Below are 25150 nucleotides of genomic sequence, written 5' to 3'. Positions count from 1 at the left end.
TTACAGGATCTCGACGATCGTGGCGTTGGCCATTCCGCCGCCCTCGCACATGGTCTGCAGGCCGTACCGCACGCCGGTCTGTCGCATGTGGTGCAGCATCGTCGTCATGATCCGGGCCCCGGACGCGCCGAGCGGGTGGCCGAGGGCGATCGCACCGCCGCGCGGGTTGAGCTGGGACGGGTCCGCGCCGGTCTCCGCGAGCCACGCCAGCGGTACGGGCGCGAACGCCTCGTTCACCTCGTACACCCCGATGTCGTCCAGGGTGAGCCCCGACTTCGCCAGCGCCTTCGCGGTGGCCGGGATCGGCGCGGTCAGCATGATCACCGGGTCGTCGGCCGCGACGACCGCGGTGTGGATCCGCGCGAGCGGCGTCAGGCCGTGCGCGGCCGCCCAGCGTGAGGTCGTGACGGCGAGCGCGGCCGCGCCGTCGGAGATCTGCGACGCCGATCCGGCCGTGACGACGCCGTCCTCCTTGAACGGGGTCTTGAGCCCGCCGAGCTTCTCGAGCGTGGTGTCCCGCCGGATGCCCTCGTCGCGGGCCGCCTCCCCGACCGGCGCGATCTCGGCGTCGAAGTCGCCGGCGTCCTGCGCCTTCGCCGCGGCTGCGTGGCTGGCCAGGGCGTACTCGTCGAGTTGCGACCGGGAGAAACCCCAGCGCGCGGCCATCATCTCCGCGCCGACGCCCTGGTTGAAGGTGGTGGTGCCGTAGCGCTCCCGGATCGACTCGCCGTACGGGTCCTGCCCGGCCGCGCTGGAACCCATCGGCACCCGGCTCATCGACTCGACCCCGCCGGCGACGACGAGATCGGCCTGGCCGGACAGCACGGTGGCCGCGGCGAAGTGCAGGGCCTGCTGGCTGGAGCCGCACTGCCGGTCCATGGTGGTGGCGGGCACCGACTCGGGCCAGCCGGCGGCCAGCACCGCGTTGCGCCCGATGTTCCACGACTGCTCGCCCACCTGCGAGACACAACCCCAGAAGACGTCCTCGACGTCGGCCGGGTCGAGCTTCGACCGTTCGCTCAGGGCCCGCAGCGCCCCGGCCGCCAGATCAACCGGGTGTACGCCGGAGAGCCCGCCGTTGCGCCGCCCCACGGGGGTCCGCACCGCCCCCACGATCACCGCATCTCGCATACTGCCGACGGTACGCCGGACTGCCATAGTGGTGCCCATGCCGATTCTCGAGTGGCGGGTGAAACCCGTGCTGCCGGTGACCAAACTGCTGGGTGCGGCCGCCCTGGTGGTGCTCGTCGTGGCGTTCGGCGCCGGCGATCCGGTGCGCTGGGTGCTGGCCCTCGCCGCGGCGGCCGGCCTGACGATCTGGGCCGTCCGCGACCTGATCCGCCCGGTACGCCTCACCGCGGACGCCGCCGGGGTCACGGTGGTCAGCGGCTTCGCGTCCCGCCGGCACCTGCCGTGGGCGCGGATCGAACGGGTACGCGTCGACAGCCGCACCCGTCGCGGCCTGCGCAACGAGCTGCTGGAGATCGACGCGGGCGAGAGCCTGCACCTGTTCAGCGCGCATGAGCTGGGAACGGACCCGTACGAGGTCGCGGAGGCCCTGAACGACCTGCGAACGAACGCCCTAACTCAGCGAGAGCGTCCGTAGCACCGCCAGCACCAGCAGCACGACGAACACCGCGGCCAACCCCACGCCCTGCACCACGTTGCGGATGCGCGCCGGCGCGTACGCGAGGATCGCCGCCGCGATGAAGCCCGTGACCAGACCGCCCAGGTGGCCGGCGACGGAGATGCCGGTCACGGCGAACGTGAAGACCACGTTGATGACGATCACCGGGAGGATCGGCGCGACGCTGAGGTTGAGCCGGCGCAGCAACACGAACATCGCCGCCATCAGACCGAACACCGCGGTGGAGGCGCCGGCCGTCATCTGGTTGGGCGCCGAGAAGACGTACGCGGCGACGTTGCCGCCGAGGCCAGCGAGCACGTAGAGGGCCACGTAGCGCATCGGGCCGAGCACCCGCTCCAGCTCGCGGCCGAGGATCCACAGCGCGTACATGTTCATCAGCAGGTGCAGGATGCCGTAGTGCAGGAACATCGCCGTGACCAGGCGATACCACTCGCCGTTGCCGGCGATGCCGTGCATCGCCGGCTCACCGAGCGGGCCGTACACCGCTCGGCCGAGCACCGCGCCCCACCGGGTGAGCGGGGTGTCGCTGCCGAGCAGGCCGCCCCAGCCGCCGCCGGCCACCGCGTTCGAACCGCCGGACATGATCGAGACGAGCATGACGACGACGTTGATGCCGATGAGGGCCTTCGTGGCCGTCCCGGCGCGGCCGGCCACGCTCCCGCCGAAAGCGGTGCGCGCCGGCCGCTGCGTGCGCCGCCCGTGGGCGACGCACTCCGGGCACTGATGGCCGACCGAGGCCTCGTTCATGCAGTCCGGGCAGATGGGCCGCTCGCAGCGGGTGCACCGGACATAGGTCTCCTTGGACGGGTGCCGATAGCAGACGGGCGCCGTCACCGGAGACTCACTCATGGTTCAAAGGTACCCGGGAGGGGTGACTACCCGGCGACCCGCTCGATCTCCACGCGCTCGATGACGACGTCCTCGCGCGGACGGTCGCCGGGGCCGGTCGGCGTGGTGGCGATGGAGTCCACGACCTTGGCCGACTGCTCGTCGGCGACCTGGCCGAAGATCGTGTGCCGCCGGTTCAGGTGCGGGGTCGGGCTGACCGTGATGAAGAACTGCGAACCGTTCGTGCCCGGGCCGGCGTTCGCCATCGCGAGCAGGTACGGCCGGTCGAACTGCAGCTCCGGGTGGAACTCGTCGGCGAACTGGAAGCCGGGCCCGCCGCGGCCGGTGCCGGTCGGGTCGCCCATCTGGACCATGAAGTTGGCGATGACCCGGTGGGAGATGGTCCCGTCGTAGTACGGGCCGCTGCCCTTCTGGCCGGTCCGGGGGTCGACGTAGTCCTTCGTCCCCTCCGCGAGTTCCACGAAGTTGCGCACGGTGGCCGGCGCGTGGTCCGGGAAGAGCTGGAGCCGGATCGGACCGTGGTTGGTGTGCAGGGTGGCGTAGAGCGTCTCAGCCACGGGTACTCCTAACGGGTGTCGCGGTCGCCGGTCCGCGGGTCGCGACCGGCGCTGGACAGTTCTTTACGGTTCGGATCCTCCCCCATGTGTCTGAACCGCCTCCGCTGGGGTACCCCAAGGAGGCAGCATTGAACTCGGGACTGATCCACAGGAGGTGGGCACTGGTGTTCGCAACCATGCGACGGAAGAACCGCAACGCGAAGATGAAGAACGAGCTCAGCCAGAGCGTTGATCACTTCAGGCGGGCGGCCTCACTCGCCGCACAGGAGACCAGCGCAACCGTGGGGCCCAAGTTCTCCGCAGCTCGCGACCGGGTGCAGCCGGCGGCTGCCAAGGCCAAGGGTGCGGCGTCCACCGGCTGGGGTTCGGCCGTGTCGACGCTCGGCCCGCTGGTCGCGGCCGCGAGCGAGAACGTGAAGAAGTCGGGCAAGAAGGCCGAGAAGGCGAACAAGAGGGCCGTCCAGGCCAACAAGGAAGCCGCCAAGGCCAACAAGAAGAACGCCAAGAAGCTCGAGAAGCGGGCGAACAAGGCGATCGGCCGCAAGCAGGGCAGCACGGGCGGCAAGCTCGCGAAGCTCGCGCTGGCCGGCGCCGTCGTCGGTGCGGCGGGAGCGTACGTTCTGCGCAAGCGTCGCAGTGACCAGTGGGACGAGTACGACCCCAGCGGCCCGGTGAGCACCACCGCGCCCGCCGAGGATGCCGCGTTCGAACCGGCGGACCTCTCCGGCCCGTCGGGGTTCGTGACGCCGGCCGGGGCGAAGAGCCCGGCCGTCGGCTCGGGCGCGGGTGACCCGCTGCTGGCCGCCGACTCCGACCCGGAGCTCGTGCCGACCGGCGACCAGACCGACTCGGCGCTGCACAGCCCCGAGGTGGCCCGGATGGCCAACGGCAAGAACAAGAACTGACCCCCGGTTGCAGCACGTGGCGGGCGGACGATCCCCTACCGGGCGTCCGTCCGCCGTTCTGCGCTGAGCGGGTTACGGATTCTGCGCGACGCCGGGCTCGGACAGCCTGGCCCGCGCGGGATCCAGCGCCGGTCCCACCGGCAGCAGGTCGACCAGCTGGCCGGGGATCTGCTGCGGCTGCACGCCGCCGTAGCCCAGCTTCGCCATCACGTCCCGGTTGGCCAGCGGATAGCTGCGGCCGGTGTCGGTGACGATGCTGACCGTCCCGGTGCCGGCAGGCGCGGTCGGTGAGGCCATCGACACCACGAGGGCTCCCTTGCCGCGGGGCACGTACACGCGGTCGGCCTGGTCGTCGCCTGCGGCCGCCGGCTCGCCCACCACCGCCGTGCCCGCGGGGACGGACGGGCCGATGCTGATGCTGACGCCGCCCCCGGGCGCGGAGCCGTCATAGCTGAGGCAGACGCTCTCCGGGCCGTTGAGCAGCACCGGTACGGCGGGCGGCAGGCCGGCGGCGTTGGCCGCGCTGACCAGCTGGGTCTTCGACCGGGGCAGGTTGCCGTACAGGGTGAGGTCCATCTCCCGGACGCTGTACGCCTCCGGGTCGGCCTGCATCAGCGCGGCCTGCACGTCGGTCAGGTCGGCCACGCCGTCGCTGAGGACGACGCCCCACTGGTCGGCGGTGTTGCCGTCGCTGTGGATGCGCAGCACCTGCCCGACCTCGAACTCGTTGATCTCCGCCGACGGGTCCCCGAAGTCCGGGATCGACGGCGACTTGAGGTCCGGGCCGATCGGCACCGCGTTCACCCACGCCGGTGAGACCGAGAGCGGCGCCTGGGTCCACCGGAACCACACCCGGGTCTGCTGCAGCCGGGCGGCGGGGATCAGGAAGCGCCTGTTGTTGTAGACCAGGAACGTGCGGTCGGCGGTGTCGCTGACCAGCAGGCCGCGCAGCTCGCTCGCGGGGGTGTCGGCCCGCGGCACGGGCAGCGGCGTGCCACCGGAGACCGGCGTGCCGACGGCCAGCACGCTCTGCGGGGCCTCGCTGTCGGCGACCTGCGAGCAGACCGTCCACAGGCTCTTGACCAGGCCGCCCTTGGCCGTCGGCAGCGAGTCGGGCGCGCCCGGGATGCCGAGCGGGTCGCCCAGCGGCACCTTCGCGAGGCTCTCCCGGGACGCGTTCCTGATCTCCGGTGCCGGGGCGTTGGCGGCGAGCAGACCCGACGTGTAGTTCAGCACCGGGTGCATCTTGTCGTCGGACTTGAGGTAGACGTACCGGGCGCCGGTGCCCTTCTCCAGGAACACCACCGACTCGTTGCGCGGCTCGACGCTGCTGCGGCCCTTGATCAGGCCGTAGACGGCGGCGCCGCCGACCGCGAGCGCGGCGACCACGATGCTGATCAGTACGGTCGTCCCGGCGCGGCGCAGCGGCGAGCGGTGCGGGTCGGGGTCGTGCGTGACCAGCGCGGCCACCACCCGCTGCTGCGAGTACTGGTACGAGTGCAGCTGATCCTGCCGAGACGGCACGCGACTTCCCTCCCCGGTGTGTCCGCCTCACTGTAGAGGTCGACGGCGGACGATGGGGGGCCGGTCAGAGCCAGCCGTTGCGGCGGAAGGCCCGGTAGAGCAGCACCGAGATGACGACCATGATCGTGAGGACGGCGGGGTAGCCGTACTGCCACTTCGTCTCCGGCATGAACTCGAAGTTCATCCCGTACACGCCGGCGATCGCGGTCCAGACCGCCGACATGCCGGCCCAGGCGGCGATCTTGCGCATGTCGTTGTTCTGGTCGACCGTGACCTGCGCCAGGCGCGCCTGCAGGATCGAGTTCAGCAGGTCGTCGTACGAGGACACCTGCTCGACCGTCCGCGTCAGGTGGTCCTGCACGTCGCGGAAGTAGCGGCGGATCTCCTTGGGGACGAGCCGGCTCTGCGAGGCGGTGATCGTGGCGAGCGGGCGCTGCAGCGGCACGACGGCCCGGCGGAACTCCACGATCTCCCGCTTCATCTGGTAGATCGCCTGCACCGGGGCGCCCCGGTCCCGGGAGAAGGCGCCCTCCTCGATGATGTCGAGGTCCGCCTCCACCTGGTCGGCCACCTCGATGTACGCGTCCACGACCCGGTCGGTCACCGCGTACGCCACCGCCCACGGTCCCTGGGCGAGCAGGTCGCCGCGGCCCTCCATGTCGGCCCGGACCGGGGCGAGCTTGGTGGCGTCGCCGTGCCGGACGGTGATCACGAAGCGCTCGCCGACGAACAGCATCATCTGCCCGGTCTCGACGATCTGCGAGTTCTCGGTGAGCTCGCCGTGCGGCACGTAGCGGGCGGTGCGCAGCACGAGGAACTGCACGGCGCCGAACTGCTCCAGCTTGGGCCGCTGCTCGGCCTTGACGGCGTCCTCGACCGCCAGCTCGTGCAGGCCGTACGTGTGCGCGATGGCTGTCATCTCCGCCTGGGTGGGCTCGTGCAGGCCCAGCCAGACGAACGCGTTCTCGCGGCTGCACGCCTCGCGCAGCGCCTCGTCGGGGGTGAAGTCACCGGGCTCGCGCTTGCCGTCGACGTACACGCCGCAGTCGACGACGGCGCTGCCGTGGAACTCCTCGCCGGTGCCGGGCTGCCGGCCGTCGGCGGTGCCGAGGAAGCGGTTCATCGCCCGTACGGGGGCGGTCCACGCTCGCGACAAGGACCGGTTCACCCCGGTGGACCTGCTGCGGCGCACGCTGCTGTCGCTCATGACTGCCTCCCCCAGGGGTGATCGCGGCCCGGACCGCGGTGGCGGGCCCGCCCGAGGCTACGCCTGCGAGGTTGCCCAGTCCTTACGCGCCACAAGCCTCGCGGCGCATGAGCATGCTGTTCACGCCGAGCGTCGGCGCTCGCGCCGGCACCGGGACGTTCACTCTCTCGGCCGGCCCTCACCCCGGCGGAAGGGGCGTTCCCGGATGCCCGGCCGGGGACGGCGGCGCCGCTGGGCCGCGGCCGACGACGCGGCGCCGCCGGCAAGGTGGCGCCGGACGGACCGGCCGCATTTCGGGGGGTGAAGGGTGCGAGCGGCCCGCCCGGCGCCGGGGGGCGGGGGTGGGTGTCGACGCGTCACACCGCATGGTCATGCAGTTTGACGCAGCAAGCATTGTGGGCCGTGGGCCGGTTCCGGGGGAAACCCAGAACCGGCACGAGGCCGCATCTGTCGGGAATCCGACAGTCGGGCAGGTATCAGGCGCGGGTCTCGGCGATCGCCTCGGCCAGCCGCCGGACACCCTCGTCGATCTGGTCCACCGTCACCGCCGAGTACGCCAGCCGCACCGAGTGGTTACCGCCGTCGAGCAGGAAGTCGCTGCCCTTGACGATGGCGACGCCCTTCTTCATGGCGACCGGGAACAGCTGGTCCACGTCGACGTCCTCGGGAAGGTCGACCCAGAGGAAGTAGCCGCCGTCCGGCTCGGTGAAGGTGGCGCCGGGGATGTGCGTACGGATGGACTCCGCCAGGACCCGGGCCCGCTCGGAGAGCGCCGCGCTGACCGTCCGGATGGAGCGGTCGATGTCACCGGAGACGCAGAACTGGTGCACGATCGCCTCGGACACCATGCCCGGCGAGATGTAGAGGTTGGTGGCCTTCTTGGCGATCGCGTCGATGAGCGCCGCCGGGCCGACCAGGTAGCCGACGCGGACGCCGGGGCACACCGTCTTGGTGAAGCTGGACGCGTGCACGACCGAGTTGTTCTCGTCCATCGACAACATCGACGGCAGGGCCTCGCCGCGGAAGCGGATGTCGGCGTACGGGTCGTCCTCGAAGATGATGAAGCCGTACTGGGCGGCCAGCTCGAGCAGGACCCGGCGCTTCTCCAGCGAGAGCGTGACACCGGCCGGGTTCTGGTAGTTCGGGATGATGTGGGCGATCTTGGGACGCAGCCCCGACTCGAGCAGCCCGCGCAGCTCCTCCACGTCGATGCCGTCCGGCTGGATCGTGACCTGGTGCACCTTGCCGCCGAGGTTCTGCAGGCCCAGCAGCGTGCGGTCGTACGTGGGCCTCTCGACGACCACGTCGTCGCCGGCCTGGACCAGGTGGTTGAAGAGGAACGCGTCCGCCTGCAGCGAACCGTTGGTCACGATGACCTGCTCGGGGGCGACCCCGTGCTTCTCGGCGATCCACTTGCGCAGCGGGATGTAACCGACCGACGTGCCGTACGCGGTCACACCGGCCGGATCGGCGTCGAACGCCCTGGCGGCCGCGGCCTTCAGGCCCTCCACGTCGACGATGTCCAGGGACGGGGCGCCTCTTGCGAATGAGATCAGCTGCTCAGCGGTCATGCCACAAGCTTACGAGCAGGCTCTATATCATTTTTCCGTGCACCCGACGGCCCTTGCGGCTCGCCGGTGCTCCTGTTCCGCACGGCGGCGGCCGGATTTTCTCCCCGTCGCGGCTCGGCCGGGCGCAAGCTTTACCGGACGGCCCGCCGACCGGACTTTCCGGACATCCGAGCATCGGCGGGTGCCGGCCGGTCCGGCTCCGCTCCCGCAATGTGAACGCACCGCTATCCTCGGCTGGCACCCCCCTCGATTCGGAAGGAACCACCCCATGATCGGTCTGGTACTCGCCGCCGGCGCCGGACGCAGGCTGCGTCCGTACACGGACACGCTGCCGAAGGCGCTCGTCCCCGTGGACGGGGAGACCACGATCATGGACATCTCCCTGCGCAACCTCGCGGCCGCCGGGCTCACCGACGTGACGATCGTCGTCGGCTACTGCGCCGGCGCGGTCGAGGAGCGCAAGGACGCGTTCGAGGAGAAGTACGGCGTCACGATCACCCTCGTGCACAACGACAAGGCCGAGGAGTGGAACAACGCGTACTCGCTGTGGCTCGCGCGTGACCGCTTCGCCGAGGGCGCGCTGCTGGTCAACGGCGACACCGTGCACCCGGTGAGTGTCGAGCAGACCCTCCTCGCGAATCGTGGACCGGGCATTCTCCTCGCTGTCGACAATGTGAAGAAGCTGGCTGACGAGGAGATGAAGACCATCTTCTCGGCGGATGGCCGGCTGACGAAGATCACGAAGCTGATGGACCCGGCCGACGCGTTCGGCGAGTACATCGGCGCCACCGTGATCGAGGCGTCCGCCGCCGCCGACCTGGCCGACGCACTGAAGACCACCTGGGAGCGCGACCCGAACCTGTACTACGAGGACGGCTACCAGGAGTACGCGAACCGCGGCGGCGAGATCCGCGCGGCCACGATCGGCGACATCCCGTGGGTCGAGGTCGACAACCACGAGGACCTGGCCAAGGCGCGGGACATCGCATGCCGTTACTAGCCCGCAGCGTCCAGACGCCCCTGCACATCGACGTGCGGCGGGGCGCGGTCGCGGATCTCGGGAGCATCCTGGCCGACGGGCGCATCTCCTCCGGCGGCGACGTCGCGGTGGTCGTCGGTCCCGGCCAGGGCGAGAAGATCGCCGAGCTGATCCGGCCGTCGCTGCGGTCGGCCGACGTCTACATGACGACGGGCGGCACCCTCGACGCGGCCATCGAGCTGGGCGACAAGCTGCGGTCGCGGGCGTACGACGCGGTCGTGGCGATCGGCGGCGGCAAGACGGTCGACACGGCCAAGTACGCCGCCACCCGGTACGCGCTGCCGATGGTCTCGGTCGCGACGAGCCTGGCCAACGACGGCGTCGCCTCCCCGGTGGCCAGCCTCATCCACGACGGCATCAAGGGCTCGTACGGCGTGCACATCCCGATCGCCGTCATCGTCGACCTGGACTTCGTCGAGAACGGCCCGGAGCGCGTCAACCGCTCCGGCATCGGCGACGTGATCAGCAACATCAGCGCGCTCGCCGACTGGGAGCTGGCCCGCGAGGTGCGCGGCGAACCGGTCGACGGGCTCGCCGCCTCGCTCGCCCGGATGGGCGCGGAGGCCGTGCTCACGATGCCGGGCGACATGACCGACGACGCCTTCGTCACGGTGCTGGCCGAGGCGCTGATCTCGAGCGGGCTCGCCATGGCGGTGTGCGGCAGCAGCCGGCCCTCGAGCGGCGGCTGCCACGAGATCATGCACGCGACCGACTCGCTGTTCCCGGGCACCGCGTCGCACGGCGAGCTCGCCGGCATGGGCGCGCTGTTCTGCACCTTCCTGCGCGGCGACGAGCGGCGCTTCAAGCAGATGTCGGACTGCCTCGTCCGGCACCAGCTGCCGCGTACGCCGGCGGACGTCGGCCTCGACGCGGAGCAGTTCGTGGAGATCGTCGAATTCGCGCCGAAGACCCGGCCGGACCGGTACACGATCCTCGAGCACCTCGCCATGTCGCCGGACGAGATCCGCAGGAAGCTGGCCGAGTATGTCGATGCCGTCGCCGGCCGCTGACCCCCGCGGCTCCGCGCCCGGCCCGGGGCGACCCGGACCGGCGGGCCCCGGTCCCTCGGACAGGCCCGGCCCGAACGCCACCACCGTGGCGGGCGCGGCGCCCACCGCTGCCGACTACTACGCCGTGAACCGTGGCGGCGGGCTGTTCAGCGAGGCCGTCAGCCAGCGCATCGGCGCACGCATCGCGGTCTTCGCGCACAAGCGCCGGCTCGCGCCGACCGTGCTCACCGTCGCCAACCTCGGCCTCAGCTGCCTGGTGTCGTTCGTCGTCGTGGCGGCGGCCCAGCCGATCGCCGACGGCCGGGTGTGGGCGTGGCCGGTGGGGCTGCTCGCGCTGCTCGGCTGGCAGTTCGCGTACGCCCTGGACTGCTCGGACGGGCAGCTGGCCCGGGTGACCGGCCAGGCCGGCCCGGCAGGCGGCCGGGTTGACGTGCTCTGCGACGTGGCGGCGCAGATCGCGCTGGTGGCAGCCCTGTCCGCGACAGCCGAGGCGCAGGTGCCGGCCACCCCGGCATGGCTGCTGGCGGCGTTCGCGGGCACCTGGATGGTCAACCTGGTGACGTCGGTGATGCAGACCGGCTCACAGGCGGCCAGCATGGTCACCAGCCGCTCACTGCCCGTACGCGTGGTCAAGCTGGTCCGCGACTACGGCGCGGTCATCGCCCTGGCCGGGGTGGTCCTGACCGTCGCACCGCAGTGGACGATCTGGGTGGTCGGCGCGTTCACGCTGATCAACGGCGCGTTCCTGGCGGCCAGCATCGCGTTCGCCGGCCGCGAGGCCCTGCGCGGCTGAGGGGTCCTCACACGCGGACCGGCACGGCCGAGGACGTTCCCAGCACCTTGCCGGCCGCGTCCAGGGCCTCGGCGACCACGTACTCGGGCGTGCCCGGCACGGTCAGCGTGGTCTCGAAGCCGGTCCGCGGCGCCTCCACCGACTGGTTCAGCGCACCGGGCTGCCCACCCGCGCGGGCCCGCCACTTCGCCACCCCGGTCGTGCCGTTCCAGCTGGCGCTGACGACCACGTTGCCGCCGTCGGCGCGCAGGCCGATCGCGGGCTGGTCGAGCGGCGCCCCGGCCCACTCCGCCTTGTACGCCCGGTACGACTGGTTGTCGAGCGGCAGGTGCCCGTCGAGGCGCACGGTGCCGTCCGGGGCGTACTCGGTGAAGTAGGGCATCTGTCCCCAGCCGATGAACGACCCGCCGTCGGCGAGCTCCCGGAAGCTGCCCTGCGTCGGCGCGGAGAGCTTGCCGGGGTGCAGGAACTCCTGGACGGACGTGACCCGGCGGGCCTGCTCGTCGACCTTGAACACGAGGCCGCGGGACTGCTCGCGGTCCTTGGTGATGCCGGCGGCGTTGTCGAAGACGCTGTACGAGCCGTCGCGGCGGCGCCGGAAGTCGTGCTGCCAGCTGAACTTCGCGCGGTCCTCGACGGCGAAGTCCGACTTCTTCCCGCCGAGACGCCACATCAGCTCGCCGGTCCTTCGGTTGATCTTGTACGTGGTCCAGGTGTGCCGCGACGAGGCGAGCAGGTTCCCGTCCGCGTCCAGCCCGATCGAGTTGGCGTGGAAGTAGTCGTACGGCAGGTGCGCCGACTCGCCGACCGGCAGCGGCGCGTACGACTCGTCCACGCCCACGTGGTCCCGGGCCCGCCACTCGAAGAGGCGCTTGCCCGTCCTGATGTCCAGCTCCTGGATCACGCAGTCGTGCAGCACGCCGTCCGTGGGACCGCCGACCGCCGAGAGGTCGTACGGGACCGGGTCGTACACCCAGAAGATCGCGGTGTCGTCCGGCGTGATCACGAAGTCGTGCTGGTCGGCCTGTTCCGTCCCGAACGCCCGCACCCGGGTGATCTCCCGGTACGCGCTGTCCACGATGACGAACTCGCCTTGCCCGACGCCCTGCCCGCCGGTGCCTCCGATCGTCCCCTCCCACCAGGTCAGCACCGGCTCGTCCCGGTACTGCTGCGCCTTGAAGTCGATCGCGACGGTCGCCGGGTCGGGCACCTTGCGGAACCAGACCGGCGAGCCCTTGTCGTCGACCATGAGCGGCCCCCACAACCCGGTCCCGGAGGCGGGGGTGAGGTAGATGTAGCCCGGCGCCGTCCCGTTCGCCGGGGTCGTGATCGTCACGTCCGGCAGGGTGCGCAGGTCCGGCCGGGAGCGGTACTTGGCCGGTCCGGCCGGGGCCGCGGGTGCCGCCACGGGCTCGGGGTCGTCGGCGTGCCCGATCGCGTAGCCGACACCTCCGCCCGCCGCGGTCAGCACCGCGGCGCCTCCGATTCCGAGCAGCACGGTACGACGAGAGGTCATGGCGAGCAGCATTCCCCACTTCGACCGACGTCTACCTAGGTGTCGCGTGGGAATTCGCTGAGAGGTCCGTGTAGATGTCGATGAGCTGCCGGGTCACCACGTCCGGGTGGAACGCCCGCAGGTACCGGTCGCGGGCCGCCCCGGCGAAGCGCGCGGCCTCGGCCCGGGCGACGGGCAGCGCCGCGGCGAGCGCGCCGGCCTCGGGCGGCACGGCCCAGCCGGCCGGTGCGACCGGCTCGTCGAGGCCCAGCAGGTACGGGATCCCGCCGACGTCGGTGCCGAGCACGGGCCGACCGGCCGACATCGCCTCGAGGATCACCGTGGGCAGCACGTCGTTCCAGGTGGGCACCGCCACGACGACCGACGCGCCGCGCCGCGCGGCCTCCATCCCGGCCCGGTCCAGGGCGCCGAGGTACGTCACGTCGGCGCGCTCGCGGTCGGCCTGCTCGGCCAGCGGCCGCAGTTCCCCGTCCCCGGCGATCCGCAACTGTCCCAGCGCGCCGACGGGATGCCGCCGCCAGGCATCCAGCAACAGCGCCAGACCCTTCTCCGGGGACAGGCGGGCGCCGTACAGGAAACCGTCGCCCAGCGGGGCCGGCTCGCCAGGGTCCGGCAGGCCGTTGGGCTTGATGACGATGCGGTCGTCCGGAATGCCGTAGTCGCGCAGGTGCGCGGCGATCCGCCCGGTGAGCGCGATGTAGCGGTCCACGGATTTCCACGTCGGCCGGTGCACGGCGAGCGTCGTGGCCATCAGCGCGCTCTGCGCCGCCGAGCCGCGGTAGCACTTGTGCTGCACGGCGGGCCAGCCGAAGGCTTTTCCTCGGCAGTCGTGGCAATTGTGGCCGTCGCGGAAGTACAGCCCGGACGAGCAGACCTGCCGGTAGTTGTGCACGGTCTGCACGACCGGAACCCCGTGGGCGTGCGCTGTGCGGATCACCGCCGGCGAGAGCAGCGGGTACGGGTTGTGCAGGTGCAGCAGGTCCGGACGCTCCCGGGACAGCAGCTCGGCGAGGTCCCGTTGCGCCGCCCGCCCCCAGATCGGCGACACGGGCAGCAGTGCCTTCTGCGCGAGCGGCAGGTCGCCGATCGAGTCGGAGGACCGCTGGAACGGCAGCACCTCGATGCCCGCCGCGGTGAGCTGGGCGATCTCGGTGTCCACGATGACGTTCTCCCCCGAGGGGATCGCTTCGCGGTACCGGTTGTGCGCAACGACGACCTTCACGGCGACAAACGCTACATTGAGATCGTGCCCGAGTTGCCCGAGGTCGAGGCGCTCGCCGCGTACCTGCGGGAGCGTGCGGTCGGCCATACCGTGGAGCGCTTCGAGGTGTCCTCGTTCAGCGCGCTGAAGACGTACGACCCGCCGCCCAGCTCGGTCGCGGGTCAGACCATCACGAACGCCGGCCGGCACGGCAAGTTCCTCGACGTGTCCATCGGTGTCGACCTGCACCTCGTGGTGCATCTCGCCCGGGCCGGCTGGCTGCACTACCGCGACTCGTTCAAGTCGCCCGCGCCGCTCAAGCCGGGGAGCGGGCCGATCGCGCTGCGGGTACGCCTCGACGACGGCTCCGGCTTCGACCTGACCGAGGCCGGCACGCAGAAGTCGCTGGCGGCGTACCTGGTGCGCGACCCGGCCGAGGTGCCCGGCGTGGCCCGGCTCGGCCCCGACGCGCTGGAGGTGGACCGCGATCAGTTCGCCGAGCGCATCCGCGGCCGCAACGGGCAGATCAAGGGCGTGCTCACCGATCAGGAGGTGCTCGCCGGCATCGGCAACGCCTACTCGGACGAGATCCTGCACGTAGCGAAGATGTCGCCGTTCGCGCTGACCAGCAAGCTGACCGACGAGCAGATCACCACCCTGTACGAGGCAACCCGGCAGGTGGAGACCGACGCCGTCGCGCGGTCGGTGGGGCAGAAGGCGGCCGAGCTGAAGGGCGAGAAGCGGGCCGGCATGCGGGTGCACGCCCGCACCGGGCTGCCCTGCCCGGTCTGCGGCGACGCGGTGCGCGAGGTCTCGTTCGCCGACAAGAGCCTGCAGTACTGCGCCACCTGTCAGACCGGCGGCAAGCCGCTGGCGGATCGACGCCTGTCCAAGCTGATCCGATAATCACCGAGCGTAGGCGGGCCGTCTCCCGGGGGAAAGCGGCCACAACGTCACCTTCTTCTCCGTCGTTCCATCGGTATAGTGGCCCGGTCCCATGCATCGCCCGCGGTGCGCAGGGGACCGTCGACCCGCCAAGATGCCCGGGGGTCGTGGCGGTGCGTAATGTTCTCGGTGTGGGCGGTACGTGATGCGGGAGGACATAGGCGAGGTGACCACGAGCCTCCATCGCCCGGCGTCCAGCACCAGCAGGAGCCGGAGCGGCATGCCGTACGACAGCTTCGAGTGGCAGCAGGAGCCGCCACCGCCGAGTAACGGCGTGCCCCGGTCCGCGTGGACCCGATCGCACCGCCGACTGTCGACGTGGCACCGGCCGTACACGGCGATCCTGGTCCTGCTGGATCTGCTCTCCGCCGTCCTCGCCAGCTGGCTGGCCGTCACCTTCATCGAGAAGGCGATCTCCGGTTTCCAGGGCCAGCGGACGATCTTCTACCTGGTCGCGTTCGTCGGCCTGCCGCTCGGCTGGGTGATCGTCCTCTGGGGCAACGGCAGCTACGACCGCCGCTACCTCGGCCTGGGCAGCGAGGAGTTCAAGCGGGTCGTCCGCGGCTTCGTCACCGTCGTGGCCTGCGTGTCGCTGCTGTCGTTCGCCACGAAGACGCAGCTGTCGCGTGTCACCATCGCGTACGTCACGACCGCTTCGCTGATCTTCATCCTGTTCTGCCGCTACTCGGCCCGGCAGATCCTGCACGTGGCCCGGAAGAAGACCGGCTACGGCGCGCACCGGATGATCCTGATGGGCACGCTGCCCGAGGCCCTCGAGGTCTACACGGCGGTCACCCGCAGCCCCGCCGCCGGCCTCATCCCGGTGGCCATCCACATCACCGACGGCTACGCGGCCTCCCGGGGCATCGAGACCCCGGTCCCCGTGTACGCGGCCCGCGACGTGCTGACCCTCGTCCGGGAGGTCGGCGCGGACACCATCGCGGTCTGCGGCTCGGCCAGCGCGGAGCCCGGCGAGCTGCGCCGCCTAGCCTGGCAGCTCGAGGGCACCGGCGTGGACCTCGTGGTCGCGCCGCAGCTCACCGACATCGCCGGCCCGCGCGTGCACATCCGGCCCATCGAGGGCCTGCCGCTGCTGCACGTGGAGGAGCCGACCCTCTCCGGGCCGGGCTGGCTCGCGAAGAACCTGCTCGACCGGGTCGTCGCCTTCTTCGGCCTGCTCTTCCTCACGCCCGTGCTCGGGATCATCGCGCTCGGCATCCGGCTGTCCGACCCCGGGCCGGTGTTCTTCCGCCAGCCGCGGGTGGGCCACGAGGGCCGCACGTTCCGGGTCTGGAAGTTCCGGACCATGTACGTGGATGCCGAGGAGCGCAAGGCCAGCCTGGAGGAGCTCAACGACTCCGACGGCATGCTGTTCAAGATGAAGAACGACCCGCGGATCTTCTCCTTCGGGCAGAAGCTGCGGGCCACCTCGCTGGACGAGCTGCCGCAGCTGATCAACGTGCTCTTCGGCGAGATGTCGCTGGTCGGCCCGCGCCCGCTGCCCGCCGACGACGGCGACTACCTGGGCGACGTGCGCCGCCGGCTGCTGGTCCGGCCCGGCATCACCGGCCTGTGGCAGGTGTCCGGCCGCTCCGACCTGTCCTGGGACGAGGCCGTGCGGCTCGACCTCTACTACGTCGACAACTGGTCCCTCACGTACGACCTCAGCATCCTGTGGCGCACCGTCGGGGTGGTCCTCAAGCGCAAGGGCGCCTACTGACCCTCGCCCGCGCCTGGCGTTCCGGGGCGCTTGCGGTCAGGATGCGTGCGTGAGCGGTCAGGCCGGAAGCATCCTCGCCGTCGTCGCGGTGCTCGCCGCGCTGGCGGGCGCCGTCGTGGCCGTGCTGCGCCTGCGGGCCCGCCGGGGCATCGCGACCGCCGGTCAGCGCGCCACGTACGAGGTGCTGCACTCGGCCTCCCTGGCCGCCGAGCCGCTGCGCACCGGCCTGACCGCGGCGACGGCGGCGAAATCGGCCCGCCACCTGCGCCGGCTCGTCGGCGCCGTGGGCCTGGCCGTCTCCGACGGGGAACGCTGCCTCGCCTTCGACGGCCGCGGCGGCCACCACGGGGACCAGTTCGTCGCGGCGGCCCGGCGGGCGACCACGAACAACCGCTCGATCGTGCTGGGCATGGCGGAGCTTCCGTGCGACCGGATGGACTGCGTGGTGCGGGGAGCGGTCATCACCCCGCTGACCGGCCCGGACGGGCGGGCGCTCGGGGCGCTGGTGGCGGTCGCCGAGGATCAGCCCGCGCCGGGGCTCGTGCAGGCGACGATGGAGACCGCCCGGTGGGCCGGGTCGCAGCTCGCCCTCGCGGAGCTCGACTCGTCCCGTGAACGGCTGGCCCGCGCCGAGGTACGCGCCCTGCGCGCCCAGATCAGCCCGCACTTCATCTACAACGCGCTGACCGCGATCGCGTCGTTCGTGCGTACGGACCCCGAGCGGGCCCGTGAGCTGATCCTCGAGTTCGCCGAGTTCACGCGCTACTCGTTCCGGGCGCACGGCGAGTTCACGACGCTCGCCGAGGAGCTGCGCTCGATCGACCGCTATCTGACCATCGAGCGGGCCCGCTTCGGCGACCGCCTGCAGGTCCGGCTGCAGATCGCGCCCGAGGTGCTGCCGGTCGGCCTGCCGTTCCTGTGCCTGCAGCCGCTCGTGGAGAACGCGGTCCGGCACGGCCTGTCCCGCAAACCGGGCGTCGGTATGGTGAGCATCGAGGCGCGCGACGCCGGCGCCGAGTGCCACATCACGGTGGAGGACGACGGGGTCGGCATGGACCCCGCGGCCCTGGCCGAGGGGGTGGCGGAGGCGGCCAACGGCAAGGGCGACGACGCGGGCCGGCACGTCGGCCTCTCCAACGTCGACGAGCGGCTGCGCTCGGTGTTCGGCGACCATTTCGGCCTGGTGGTGGAGACGGCGCCGGGAGCGGGGACGAAAGTGAGCATGCGGGTGCCGAAATTCCATCCAGGGGTACGAGCGTGAGTCTCGTCGTGCTTGCTGTGGACGACGAGCCGCCGGCGCTGGACGAGCTCGCGTACCTGTTGAACGCCGATTCCCGGGTGGCGTACGTGCACCGCGCGGGCGACGCGACCGAGGCCCTGCGCGTGCTGCGTGACACCGAGGTCGACGCGGTGTTCCTGGACATCCGCATGCCCGGGCTGGACGGGATGGAGCTGGCCCGGATCCTGCGCCGGTTCGCCCGGCCGCCGTCGATCGTGTTCGTGACCGCGTACGACGACGGCGCGGTGGACGCCTTCGACCTCGGCGTGACCGACTACGTCCGCAAGCCGGTCCGGGCCGAGCGCCTGGGCGAGTCGCTTCGCCGGGTCGCCGGCCTGCGCGCCGTCCCGCCGCCCGCGCCGGCGAAACGCGAGGACGAGCCGACGATCCCGGTCGAGCTGGCCGGCACGACGAAGATGCTGCCGCGCTCGTCGGTGCGCTGGGTGGAGGCCCAGGGCGACTACGCCCGGCTGCACACGGCCGACGCCTCGCACCTGGTCCGGGTGTCGCTGGCGACGCTGGCCGAGCGCTGGGCGGATGCCGGTTTCGTGCGGATCCACCGGTCGTACCTGGTGCAGTTGCGGCTGGTCGCGGAGTTGCGGCTCACCCAGTCGGGGTACGTGGTGACGATCGACGGCGCGGAGCTGCCGGTCAGCCGGCGGCACACGCGCGAGCTCAAGGACAAGCTGATCCGGGCCGCGAAGAACGACTGGACCCGCTGAATCCACAGCGTTGTCCACAGGTCCACAGGGTTGTCCCCAGAGTTATCCACAGGCCGTCGATCTTCACGAGTTGTCCACAACTCCACCCCCGCGCCTGCACGCCGGATCAATAGGCTCCCTTGCGTCCGACCAGCACGATGCGGGGTCGGCGGCATCGCGGAGGCACGGATGAACGGCACGGCGGCGCGCAGGATCCTCCTGGTCGAGGACGAGCGGACCATCGCGGACGCGGTGGCGGCCCGGCTGCGGGCCGAGGGGTTCGAGGTCTTCCTCGCGTACGACGGCCCCGCCGCGGTCGAGGCGGCCCGGCGTGACCGGCCCGACGCGGTCGTGCTGGACGTCATGCTCCCCGGCTTCGACGGGCTGGAGGTCTGCCGCCGCATCCAGGCCGAGCGGCCGGTGCCGGTGCTGATGCTCACCGCCCGCGACGACGAGACCGACCTGCTGGTCGGCCTCGCGGTCGGCGCGGACGACTATCTCACCAAGCCCTTCTCGATGCGCGAGCTCACCGCCCGCGTGCACGCCCTGCTGCGCCGGGTGGCCAAGACGACGGCGCCCGCGGCGCCGGAGACGCTGCGGCTCGGCGACCTGGAGATCAACCTGGCGGAGCGCCGGGTGCACCGCGGCGGCCGCGAGGCGCACCTGACCCCGACCGAGTTCGACCTGCTCGTCCACCTCGCCGGGCGCCCCCGCACGGTCCTGCCCCGCGAGCGGCTCCTCGCCGACGTGTGGGGCTGGGCCGACGCCTCCGGCACGCGCACGGTGGACAGCCACATCAAGGGCCTGCGGCGCAAGCTCGGCGCCGACCTGATCCGCACGGTGCACGGGGTCGGGTACGCGCTGGAGGTGGCACGGTGACCTTCCTGGCCCGGATGCTCGGCTGGCTGCCCCGGCCGCTCGACCCCGTACGGTCCATCAAGGCGAAGCTCTCCGTCGCGCTCGGCCTGGCCGGCGGCGTCGGTTTGTTGATCTTCTGGTGGAGCCTCGACTGGATGCGCGTCGAGCTGTCCTGGTTCGCGATCGCGGTGGCGCTCGGCCTGGTCACGCTGCAGGTGGCGGCGCACGGCGCGACCGTGCCGCTGCGCGAGATGACGGTGGCGGCCAAGGCCATGGCGCGCGGCGACTACACGCGCCGGGTGCGCGCGACGTCCCGCGACGAGGTGGGTGAGCTCGCCACCGCGTTCAACCAGATGGCCGCCGACCTCGCCGCCGCGGACCGCCAGCGCCGCGAGCTGATCGCCAACGTCTCGCACGAGCTGCGTACGCCGATCACGGCCCTGCGCGGCCTCCTGGAGAACATCGTCGACGGCGTCTCCCGCGCCGAGCCGGACACCATGCGCACCGCCCTGGCCCAGACCGAACGCCTGGGCCGGCTGGTCACCGAGCTGCTGGACCTGTCCCGGCTGGACGCGGGCGTGGTGCCGCTCGCGCACGACCCCATCGACCTGCACGACTTCCTCACCGACGTGGTCCGCGAGGCGCGGGTCAACGCGGACGGCACCGGGCACGACGTGCGCTTCGAGGTGGCTTCCCCGCGGATCCGCCTCACCGGTGACCGCGAGCGCCTCCACCAGGTCTTCGCCAACCTGCTGGACAATGCGGCCCGGCACAGCCCGCCCGGCGGCACCGTCACGCTCCGCGCGGAACGCCACGACGAGCACGTCCGGATCGCCGTCACCGACGAGGGCGACGGCATCCCGCCCGCCGACCGGGAACGCGTCTTCGAACGCTTCACCCGCGGCGACCGCGCCCGGGGCGGCGGCACCGGCCTCGGCCTGGCGATCGCCCACTGGGTCGTCCAGCTGCACCGCGGCACGATCGCCGTCGTCGACCCGCCGCCCCTCCTCCTCGACGACGGCGCCACCCGTCCCGCCGCGGTCCGCGTGCGGACGGGCTGCCACATCCACGTGACCCTGCCGCTGCAACCGGCCTGATCTGTACGGGGGACGACATGGTCTCGACGAACGCTGCTGCGCCGAAACGGGTGAACACGCCCGCCCCGGCCGGCGCCTGGCAAACCACACCGCTGCACGGCCCGTGGGCCGACGTCTCGCTGTTCGGGCGCCGCTGGCCCGGTCCCGGCCGGCCCGCCTCGCCGGCCACCGTGGCCGCCGTCGGCGCGGCCGGCGTGATCGCCGCGCTCAGCGTCCCGCTCGACCGCGGCGGCGTCGGGTGGGCGATCACCGCGGTCGCCGGGATCGCGGCCATGATCGCCGCCCGGGTCGTTCCGAGCCGGCACGCAGGGCCGGCGCCGCGGGTGCCCTGGCAGCCCCGGTCCCTGGGCGCGGAACGGTTCGGCTGGTCCGCGGCGACCGCGGCGCTGCTCAGCGTCGGCGCGGTCCGGGCGGCCGGCTGGCTGTTCGTGCTCTGCGTGCTGACCGCCCTGCTCACCGGGGCCCTCGCGGTGGCCGGCGGCCGGTCCGGGCGGGGCGTGGCGCTGGCCGCCCTGATGGCGCCGTTCGCCGGGATGCGCTCGCTGCCGTGGCTCGCCCGCGGTGCCTCCGTGCTCCGCCGGGCCGGGGGCGGCCTGCGGGTGACGGCAACGGTCGGGGTGTCCGTGGCGCTGCTGGTGGTGTTCGGCTCGCTCTTCGTCTCCGCCGACGCGGCCTTCGCCGGCCTGGTCGCCTCGGTCGTCCCCGACATCGACGTCGCGACGATCGCCCGCTGGATCTTCGTCTTCTGCGCCGCGGTCTTCGTGCTCGGCGGGGCGGCGTTCCTGCGAGCCTCGACGCCCGACATGTCGGGATTGGACGGTCCCGGGAACCGCCGGGTCGCCCGGCTCGAATGGGCGATCCCGCTGTCCCTGCTGGTGCTGCTCTTCGGCCTGTTCGTCGGCGTCCAGCTGACCGTCCTCTTCGGAGGATCGCGGCACGTGCTGGACACCGACGGCCTCACCTACGCCCAGTACGCCCGCAGCGGCTTCTGGCAGCTCCTCGTCGTCACCGGCCTCACGCTGCTCGTCCTCGCCGGAGCGGCCCGGTGGGCGCCGCGGGAGACGCGTACGGACCGGATGCTGATCCGCTCGGTGCTGGGGGCGCTGGCCGTGCTGACCCTGGTGATCGTCGCGTCGGCGCTGCACCGCATGAACGTCTACTCCGACACGTACGGCCTCACCCGCATGCGCGTGCTCGTGGCGCTCTGCGAGCTGTGGCTGGGTGTGGTGTTCCTGCTGGTGCTGGTCGCGGGCGTACGGCTGCGCGCCCCGTGGCTGCCCCAGGCGGTCGTCGCCGCCGGGGTGCTCGCGCTGCTCGGGCTCGCCGCCGTCAACCCGGACCGCCTCATCGCCGACCGCAACGTGACCCGGTACGAACAGACGCACCGGATCGACACCGCGTACCTGTCGAACCTGTCGGCGGACGCCGTACCGGCCCTGAACCGCCTCGACGGGTCGCACCGCGACTGCGCGCTGGAACCGATCAACCGGCGCCTCGACCAGCACCCCGACGACTGGCGCGGCTGGAGCCTCGGCCGGGAGGAGGCCCGCGACGTGCTCGCGAAGAACCCGCCCGCGTTCTCGCTCACCTGCCGGCGCCTCTTCGGCGGCGACCGGTGACCCGAACGCTCCCCGAGGCCGGGTCCGGCACGCCCTTACCGGTGCTGATGCCTTGACTTTGGTGGCCGAGCGGCAAGACTGCCGGTCATGAACGGCGACACGGGCGAGGCGGCCACCCCTAGGCCCCCAGCCCCGGTCGCGGGCGATGTCGCCGGGCGGTCACGCCCAGCCCCGGTCACGGGCGATGCGGCCGGACCGCCGCGACCGGCGTCGTTTCCCGGCGACGCTCGGCCGCCGCGACCGGCCGCCGGCCCCGGCGGCGCGGCCGGGTCGCCGCCGCTGCGGACGCGGGTCGTGCTGGGTGAGGCCGCCGCGGCCCGGCGGGCCTCGCCCGATCCCGTGCGCGCCGACCTGGCCGAGCAGACCCCGGTCGGCGAGGCGCTGGTCAAGGGCCTGGTCCGGGCCCAGCTCGCCCTCGCGATCCGGCTCAGCCTGGTCGTCGCGGCCGGCCTGGGCGCCCTGCCGCTGCTCTTCGCGGTCGCGCCCGCGGTCGGGCGGGTGAAGGTGCTCGGCGTCAACCTGCCGTGGCTGCTGCTCGGGCTGTTCTCCTTCCCGTTCCTGCTGGGCGTCGGGTGGGCGTACGTGCGCTGGGCCGAACGCAACGAGCAGGACTTCACCGCCGTGATCCGCAGGCCGGAAGCGTGAACCCGTACGTCGTTCCCGGCCTGGTCGTGGTCGTGCTGGTCACGATCGGCATCGGGGCGTACGGGCTGCGCTTCGCCCGGACCACGTCGGACTTCCTCGTCGCCTCCCGCTCGGTCAGCCCCACCTGGAACGCGGCGGCGATCAGCGGCGAGTACCTGTCCGCCGCGTCATTCCTCGGCGTCGCCGGGCTCGTCCTGCGGTACGGCGTCGACGTGCTCTGGTACCCGGTCGGGTTCGCCGCCGGCTATCTGGCGCTCCTGCTGTTCGTGGCAGCGCCGTTGCGCCGGTCCGGGGCGTTCACGCTGCCCGACTTCTGCCAGGTACGGCTGCGGTCGCCGCTGTTGCGCCGCCTCGCCACGGTGTTCGTGGTGTTCATCGGCTGCCTCTACCTCGTGCCGCAGTTGCAGGGCGCCGGCCTGACGTTCACCACGGTCACCGGAGCCCCGTACGAGTGGGGCGCGCTGCTGGTCGGCGTGGTGGTGACCGCGAACGTGGCGCTGGGCGGGATGCGGGCGATCACCTTCGTGCAGGCGTTCCAGTACTGGCTCAAGCTGACCGCTCTGGCCGTACCCGTCATCTTCCTGGTGTTGCAGTGGCAGTCCGACGGCCGCCCGGCCGTCACGCCGCCGACCGGTTCGGTGTTCACCACCTCGACCACCGTCGTCGTGCAGCAGGACGCCGTGCTGGACGGCACCACCGAGGTGCACGCCGGGGAGGAGTTGAGCTTCGCGGCCGGCGAACGCGTGCCCGAGGTCAGCTCCGTCGACGACAACCGGGGCGCCGCGTGGCTGCTGCCCGGCGGGGACGCGAGCCTGTTCGCCACGTACTCGCTGATCCTGGCGACGTTCCTCGGCACGATGGGCCTGCCGCACGTGCTGGTGCGTTTCTACACGAATCCGGACGGCGCCTCGGCCCGCCGGACCACCCTGGTCGTCCTGGGCATGGTCGGCCTCTTCTACCTGCTGCCCACCCTGTACGGCGTCCTCGGCCGGGTCTACACCCCGCAACTGCTGATGACCGGGCAGACGGACGCGGTGGTGTTGTTGCTGCCGGAGGCGGCGCTGGGCGGCGGCCACCTGGGGCAGTTCCTCGGCGCGCTCGTCACCGCCGGCGCGCTGGCCGCGTTCCTGTCGACCTCGTCGGGCCTGCTGACCAGCGTCGCCGGGGTGGTCTTCACCGACATCCTGCACGCCGAGCGCGGCGGGTCGGTCCGCGACTTCCGGCTGGCCACCGTCCTCGCGGCGGTCCTGCCGCTGGGCCTGTCCCTCTACGTGTCCAACATGGACGTCTCCCGGGTCGTCGGCCTCGCGTTCGCGGTCGCCGCCTCGAGTTTCTGCCCGCTGCTCGTCCTGGGGATCTGGTGGCGCGGGCTGACCGACGTGGGCGCGGCTGCCGGGATCCTCGCCGGGGGCGGCGCGGCCATGGTCGCCGTGCTACTCACGGTGATGGGCCCACCGCTGGACGGCTGGTACGCGCAGCTCATCGCCCAGCCCGCCGCGTGGACCGTGCCGCTCGCATTCGTCGTGATGATCGTCGGTTCCCTGGTGACGAAGCGGCGGATTCCGCCCGATATCGGCGCGACGATGCTGCGGCTGCACGCGCCCGAGGAGCTCCGGCTCTAATTTTTAGCAAAGTTACCTGAACCCTTCGGTGTGGACGCTCCGTAGATAACGATGCTGCAACGTCGCAGCTCGTCGATACCCGAAGGAGCGGTGCATGTACCGGAGAAGCAGACTGACCGGCCGGACGCGCAAGGTGATCATCGGCGTCGCGGCGGCGGCCCTCGCGGGCGGTGCCTTCGCCGTCAGCACCGGGATGAGCAGCGCGGGCGAGAGCTGCGCCGGGCTCGACACCGCCCTGCAGAACAACCTGACCTTCATCGCCGGCCAGAAGGCGAACCCGGACGCCCTCTCCGACGCGCGGATCGCGAACCGCCAGGCGGTCGTCGACCTGATCAACCAGCGCCGCGCGGCCGCCGGCTGCACCGGCAACGTCCAGGCCCAGCCGCCCGCGCAGCAGGCCCCGGCCCAGCCCCCGGCGCAACAGGGCGGCCAGAAGGGCGGCCAGCAGGGCGGCGGGCAACAAGGCGGGCAGCAGGCCGGTGGCCAGCAGGGCGGCGCTCAGCAGGGCGGCGGGCAGCAGGCCGGCGCGGGCGAGGTCGTCTGCAAGGGCAGCACCGTGACGCTCTCCGGCGAGGGCGGCGCCCCGGCCGCGTCCAGCGGCACGTTCCCCATCGGAACCACCCTCAAGGTGACCAACCTGGACAACAACAAGAGCATCACGGTGAAGGTGGCCACCCCGTCGGGCAGCTGTGTGCTGCTGAACAACGCGGCCTTCGAGCAGGTACGCGAATCGGGCAAGTTCCTCATCCGGCGCGCGGTCATCGAACGCGTCGGCTGAGAAGCCGTACAAGCCGAACGGCCCGGGCCCCACACGGGGTGGCCCGGGCCGCTCGCCACCCACTAG

The 25150-nt window shown here is 72.1% G+C and carries 23 protein-coding genes; 15 read left to right on the top strand and 8 right to left on the bottom strand.

Annotated features, from left to right (window positions below; genetic code table 11):
* The gene (locus tag COUCH_RS01605; RefSeq protein ID WP_249610342.1) at positions 1-1131 is read right to left on the bottom strand and encodes an acetyl-CoA C-acyltransferase; all 1131 of its coding nucleotides are present in this window, start codon (positions 1129-1131) and stop codon (positions 1-3) included.
* Between the two features lie 37 nt (positions 1132-1168).
* Between COUCH_RS01605 and COUCH_RS01600 the strand changes: the two genes are divergently transcribed.
* Positions 1169-1606 carry a PH domain-containing protein gene (locus COUCH_RS01600; protein ID WP_249610341.1) on the top strand — a complete coding sequence of 146 codons (438 nt, stop codon included), beginning with the start codon at positions 1169-1171 and terminating at the stop codon, positions 1604-1606.
* Here the strand turns inward: COUCH_RS01600 and COUCH_RS01595 are convergent.
* A complete protein-coding gene (locus tag COUCH_RS01595) occupies positions 1583-2497 on the bottom strand; it encodes a rhomboid family intramembrane serine protease (RefSeq protein WP_249610340.1) in 915 nt (304 codons plus the stop codon). The two genes, COUCH_RS01600 and COUCH_RS01595, sit on opposite strands and share 24 nt — an antisense overlap.
* A 26-nt stretch (positions 2498-2523) precedes the next feature.
* Entirely contained in the window at positions 2524-3054 is a 531-nt protein-coding gene (locus tag COUCH_RS01590) for a peptidylprolyl isomerase (protein ID WP_249610339.1), read from the bottom strand.
* A gap of 176 nt (positions 3055-3230) precedes the next feature.
* Between COUCH_RS01590 and COUCH_RS01585 the strand changes: the two genes are divergently transcribed.
* A complete protein-coding gene (locus COUCH_RS01585) occupies positions 3231-3959 on the top strand; it encodes a hypothetical protein (protein WP_249610338.1) in 729 nt (242 codons plus the stop codon).
* A 72-nt stretch (positions 3960-4031) separates the two neighbouring features.
* Here the strand turns inward: COUCH_RS01585 and eccB are convergent, their stop codons facing one another.
* From eccB to COUCH_RS01570, 3 genes are all read right to left on the bottom strand, one after another.
* Positions 4032-5483, bottom strand: a complete 1452-nt coding sequence (gene eccB / locus COUCH_RS01580) for a type VII secretion protein EccB (protein WP_249610337.1) — start codon at positions 5481-5483, stop codon at positions 4032-4034.
* 64 nt (positions 5484-5547) lie between these two features.
* Complete coding sequence (corA, locus tag COUCH_RS01575) at positions 5548-6690, bottom strand: magnesium/cobalt transporter CorA (protein ID WP_249610336.1); 1143 nt, start codon at positions 6688-6690, stop codon at positions 5548-5550.
* A 476-nt stretch (positions 6691-7166) separates the two neighbouring features.
* Entirely contained in the window at positions 7167-8261 is a 1095-nt protein-coding gene (locus tag COUCH_RS01570; RefSeq protein WP_249610335.1) for a PLP-dependent aminotransferase family protein, read from the bottom strand.
* A gap of 268 nt (positions 8262-8529) precedes the next feature.
* Between COUCH_RS01570 and COUCH_RS01565 the strand changes: the two genes are divergently transcribed.
* Genes COUCH_RS01565 through COUCH_RS01555 form a run of 3 tightly spaced genes read left to right on the top strand, consistent with a single transcriptional unit; the run spans position 8530 to position 11103 of the window.
* Positions 8530-9261: a sugar phosphate nucleotidyltransferase gene (locus COUCH_RS01565; protein WP_249610334.1), complete on the top strand. Its 732-nt coding sequence runs from the start codon at positions 8530-8532 to the stop codon at positions 9259-9261.
* Positions 9249-10310, top strand: coding sequence for an iron-containing alcohol dehydrogenase family protein (locus tag COUCH_RS01560; protein WP_249610333.1), 1062 nt, complete (start codon positions 9249-9251; stop codon positions 10308-10310). The genes COUCH_RS01565 and COUCH_RS01560 overlap by 13 nt, the downstream gene beginning before the upstream one ends.
* Positions 10285-11103, top strand: a complete 819-nt coding sequence (locus COUCH_RS01555; RefSeq protein WP_249610332.1) for a CDP-alcohol phosphatidyltransferase family protein — start codon at positions 10285-10287, stop codon at positions 11101-11103. The genes COUCH_RS01560 and COUCH_RS01555 overlap by 26 nt, the downstream gene beginning before the upstream one ends.
* 7 nt (positions 11104-11110) lie before the next feature.
* On the opposite strand, the gene COUCH_RS01550 is transcribed toward COUCH_RS01555, so the two are convergent.
* Together COUCH_RS01550 and COUCH_RS01545 are read right to left on the bottom strand one after the other, a co-directional pair.
* Positions 11111-12619 carry an arylsulfotransferase family protein gene (locus tag COUCH_RS01550; protein ID WP_249610331.1) on the bottom strand — a complete coding sequence of 503 codons (1509 nt, stop codon included), beginning with the start codon at positions 12617-12619 and terminating at the stop codon, positions 11111-11113.
* Between the two features lie 31 nt (positions 12620-12650).
* Positions 12651-13841 carry a glycosyltransferase family 4 protein gene (locus COUCH_RS01545; protein WP_249610330.1) on the bottom strand — a complete coding sequence of 397 codons (1191 nt, stop codon included), beginning with the start codon at positions 13839-13841 and terminating at the stop codon, positions 12651-12653.
* A gap of 24 nt (positions 13842-13865) precedes the next feature.
* Here COUCH_RS01545 and COUCH_RS01540 point away from each other — a divergent pair, with 24 nt between their 5' ends.
* From COUCH_RS01540 to COUCH_RS01495, 10 genes are all read left to right on the top strand, one after another.
* Complete coding sequence (locus COUCH_RS01540) at positions 13866-14726, top strand: Fpg/Nei family DNA glycosylase (RefSeq protein ID WP_249610329.1); 861 nt, start codon at positions 13866-13868, stop codon at positions 14724-14726.
* 196 nt (positions 14727-14922) lie between these two features.
* Positions 14923-16485, top strand: a complete 1563-nt coding sequence (locus COUCH_RS01535; protein WP_249613519.1) for a sugar transferase — start codon at positions 14923-14925, stop codon at positions 16483-16485.
* Positions 16486-16534: 49 nt separating this feature from the next.
* Positions 16535-17746: a sensor histidine kinase gene (locus COUCH_RS01530; protein WP_249610328.1), complete on the top strand. Its 1212-nt coding sequence runs from the start codon at positions 16535-16537 to the stop codon at positions 17744-17746.
* Complete coding sequence (locus COUCH_RS01525; RefSeq protein WP_249610327.1) at positions 17743-18486, top strand: LytR/AlgR family response regulator transcription factor; 744 nt, start codon at positions 17743-17745, stop codon at positions 18484-18486. Before COUCH_RS01530 ends, COUCH_RS01525 begins: the two co-directional genes overlap by 4 nt.
* Before the next feature lie 168 nt (positions 18487-18654).
* Positions 18655-19344, top strand: coding sequence for a response regulator transcription factor (locus COUCH_RS01520; RefSeq protein ID WP_249610326.1), 690 nt, complete (start codon positions 18655-18657; stop codon positions 19342-19344).
* A 14-nt stretch (positions 19345-19358) separates the two neighbouring features.
* Entirely contained in the window at positions 19359-20420 is a 1062-nt protein-coding gene (locus COUCH_RS01515) for a sensor histidine kinase (RefSeq protein ID WP_249613518.1), read from the top strand.
* Between the two features lie 17 nt (positions 20421-20437).
* A complete protein-coding gene (locus COUCH_RS01510) occupies positions 20438-22039 on the top strand; it encodes a DUF4153 domain-containing protein (protein ID WP_249610325.1) in 1602 nt (533 codons plus the stop codon).
* Between the two features lie 279 nt (positions 22040-22318).
* Positions 22319-22684 (top strand): DUF485 domain-containing protein, encoded by a 366-nt coding sequence (locus COUCH_RS01505; RefSeq protein ID WP_249613517.1) that lies wholly within the window; start codon positions 22319-22321, stop codon positions 22682-22684.
* The gene (locus COUCH_RS01500; protein WP_249610324.1) at positions 22681-24306 is read left to right on the top strand and encodes a cation acetate symporter; all 1626 of its coding nucleotides are present in this window, start codon (positions 22681-22683) and stop codon (positions 24304-24306) included. Before COUCH_RS01505 ends, COUCH_RS01500 begins: the two co-directional genes overlap by 4 nt.
* A 94-nt stretch (positions 24307-24400) precedes the next feature.
* Positions 24401-25084 (top strand): septal ring lytic transglycosylase RlpA family protein, encoded by a 684-nt coding sequence (locus COUCH_RS01495; protein ID WP_249610323.1) that lies wholly within the window; start codon positions 24401-24403, stop codon positions 25082-25084.
* The last annotated feature ends 66 nt before the right edge of the window (positions 25085-25150 follow it).

Source organism: Couchioplanes caeruleus (assembly GCF_023499255.1).
GTDB classification, from domain to species: Bacteria; Actinomycetota; Actinomycetes; order Mycobacteriales; family Micromonosporaceae; genus Actinoplanes; species Actinoplanes caeruleus_A.
The sequence above is the reverse complement of the archived record's forward strand: the minus strand, read 5'-3'. Positions and strand labels throughout refer to the sequence as shown.

Bases quoted from the DNA above. Each gene is read 5' to 3' on its own strand.
- COUCH_RS01605 (WP_249610342.1), bottom strand. From the start codon at position 1,131: ATGCGAGATGCGGTGATCGTGGGGGCGGTGCGGACCCCCGTGGGGCGG.
- COUCH_RS01600 (WP_249610341.1), top strand. From the start codon at position 1,169: ATGCCGATTCTCGAGTGGCGGGTGAAACCCGTGCTGCCGGTGACCAAA.
- COUCH_RS01595 (WP_249610340.1), bottom strand. From the start codon at position 2,497: ATGAGTGAGTCTCCGGTGACGGCGCCCGTCTGCTATCGGCACCCGTCC.
- COUCH_RS01585 (WP_249610338.1), top strand. From the start codon at position 3,231: ATGCGACGGAAGAACCGCAACGCGAAGATGAAGAACGAGCTCAGCCAG.
- corA (WP_249610336.1), bottom strand. From the start codon at position 6,690: ATGAGCGACAGCAGCGTGCGCCGCAGCAGGTCCACCGGGGTGAACCGG.
- COUCH_RS01570 (WP_249610335.1), bottom strand. From the start codon at position 8,261: ATGACCGCTGAGCAGCTGATCTCATTCGCAAGAGGCGCCCCGTCCCTG.
- COUCH_RS01565 (WP_249610334.1), top strand. From the start codon at position 8,530: ATGATCGGTCTGGTACTCGCCGCCGGCGCCGGACGCAGGCTGCGTCCG.
- COUCH_RS01560 (WP_249610333.1), top strand. From the start codon at position 9,249: ATGCCGTTACTAGCCCGCAGCGTCCAGACGCCCCTGCACATCGACGTG.
- COUCH_RS01555 (WP_249610332.1), top strand. From the start codon at position 10,285: ATGTCGATGCCGTCGCCGGCCGCTGACCCCCGCGGCTCCGCGCCCGGC.
- COUCH_RS01550 (WP_249610331.1), bottom strand. From the start codon at position 12,619: ATGACCTCTCGTCGTACCGTGCTGCTCGGAATCGGAGGCGCCGCGGTG.
- COUCH_RS01520 (WP_249610326.1), top strand. From the start codon at position 18,655: ATGAACGGCACGGCGGCGCGCAGGATCCTCCTGGTCGAGGACGAGCGG.
- COUCH_RS01515 (WP_249613518.1), top strand. From the start codon at position 19,359: ATGCTCGGCTGGCTGCCCCGGCCGCTCGACCCCGTACGGTCCATCAAG.
- COUCH_RS01510 (WP_249610325.1), top strand. From the start codon at position 20,438: ATGGTCTCGACGAACGCTGCTGCGCCGAAACGGGTGAACACGCCCGCC.
- COUCH_RS01495 (WP_249610323.1), top strand. From the start codon at position 24,401: ATGTACCGGAGAAGCAGACTGACCGGCCGGACGCGCAAGGTGATCATC.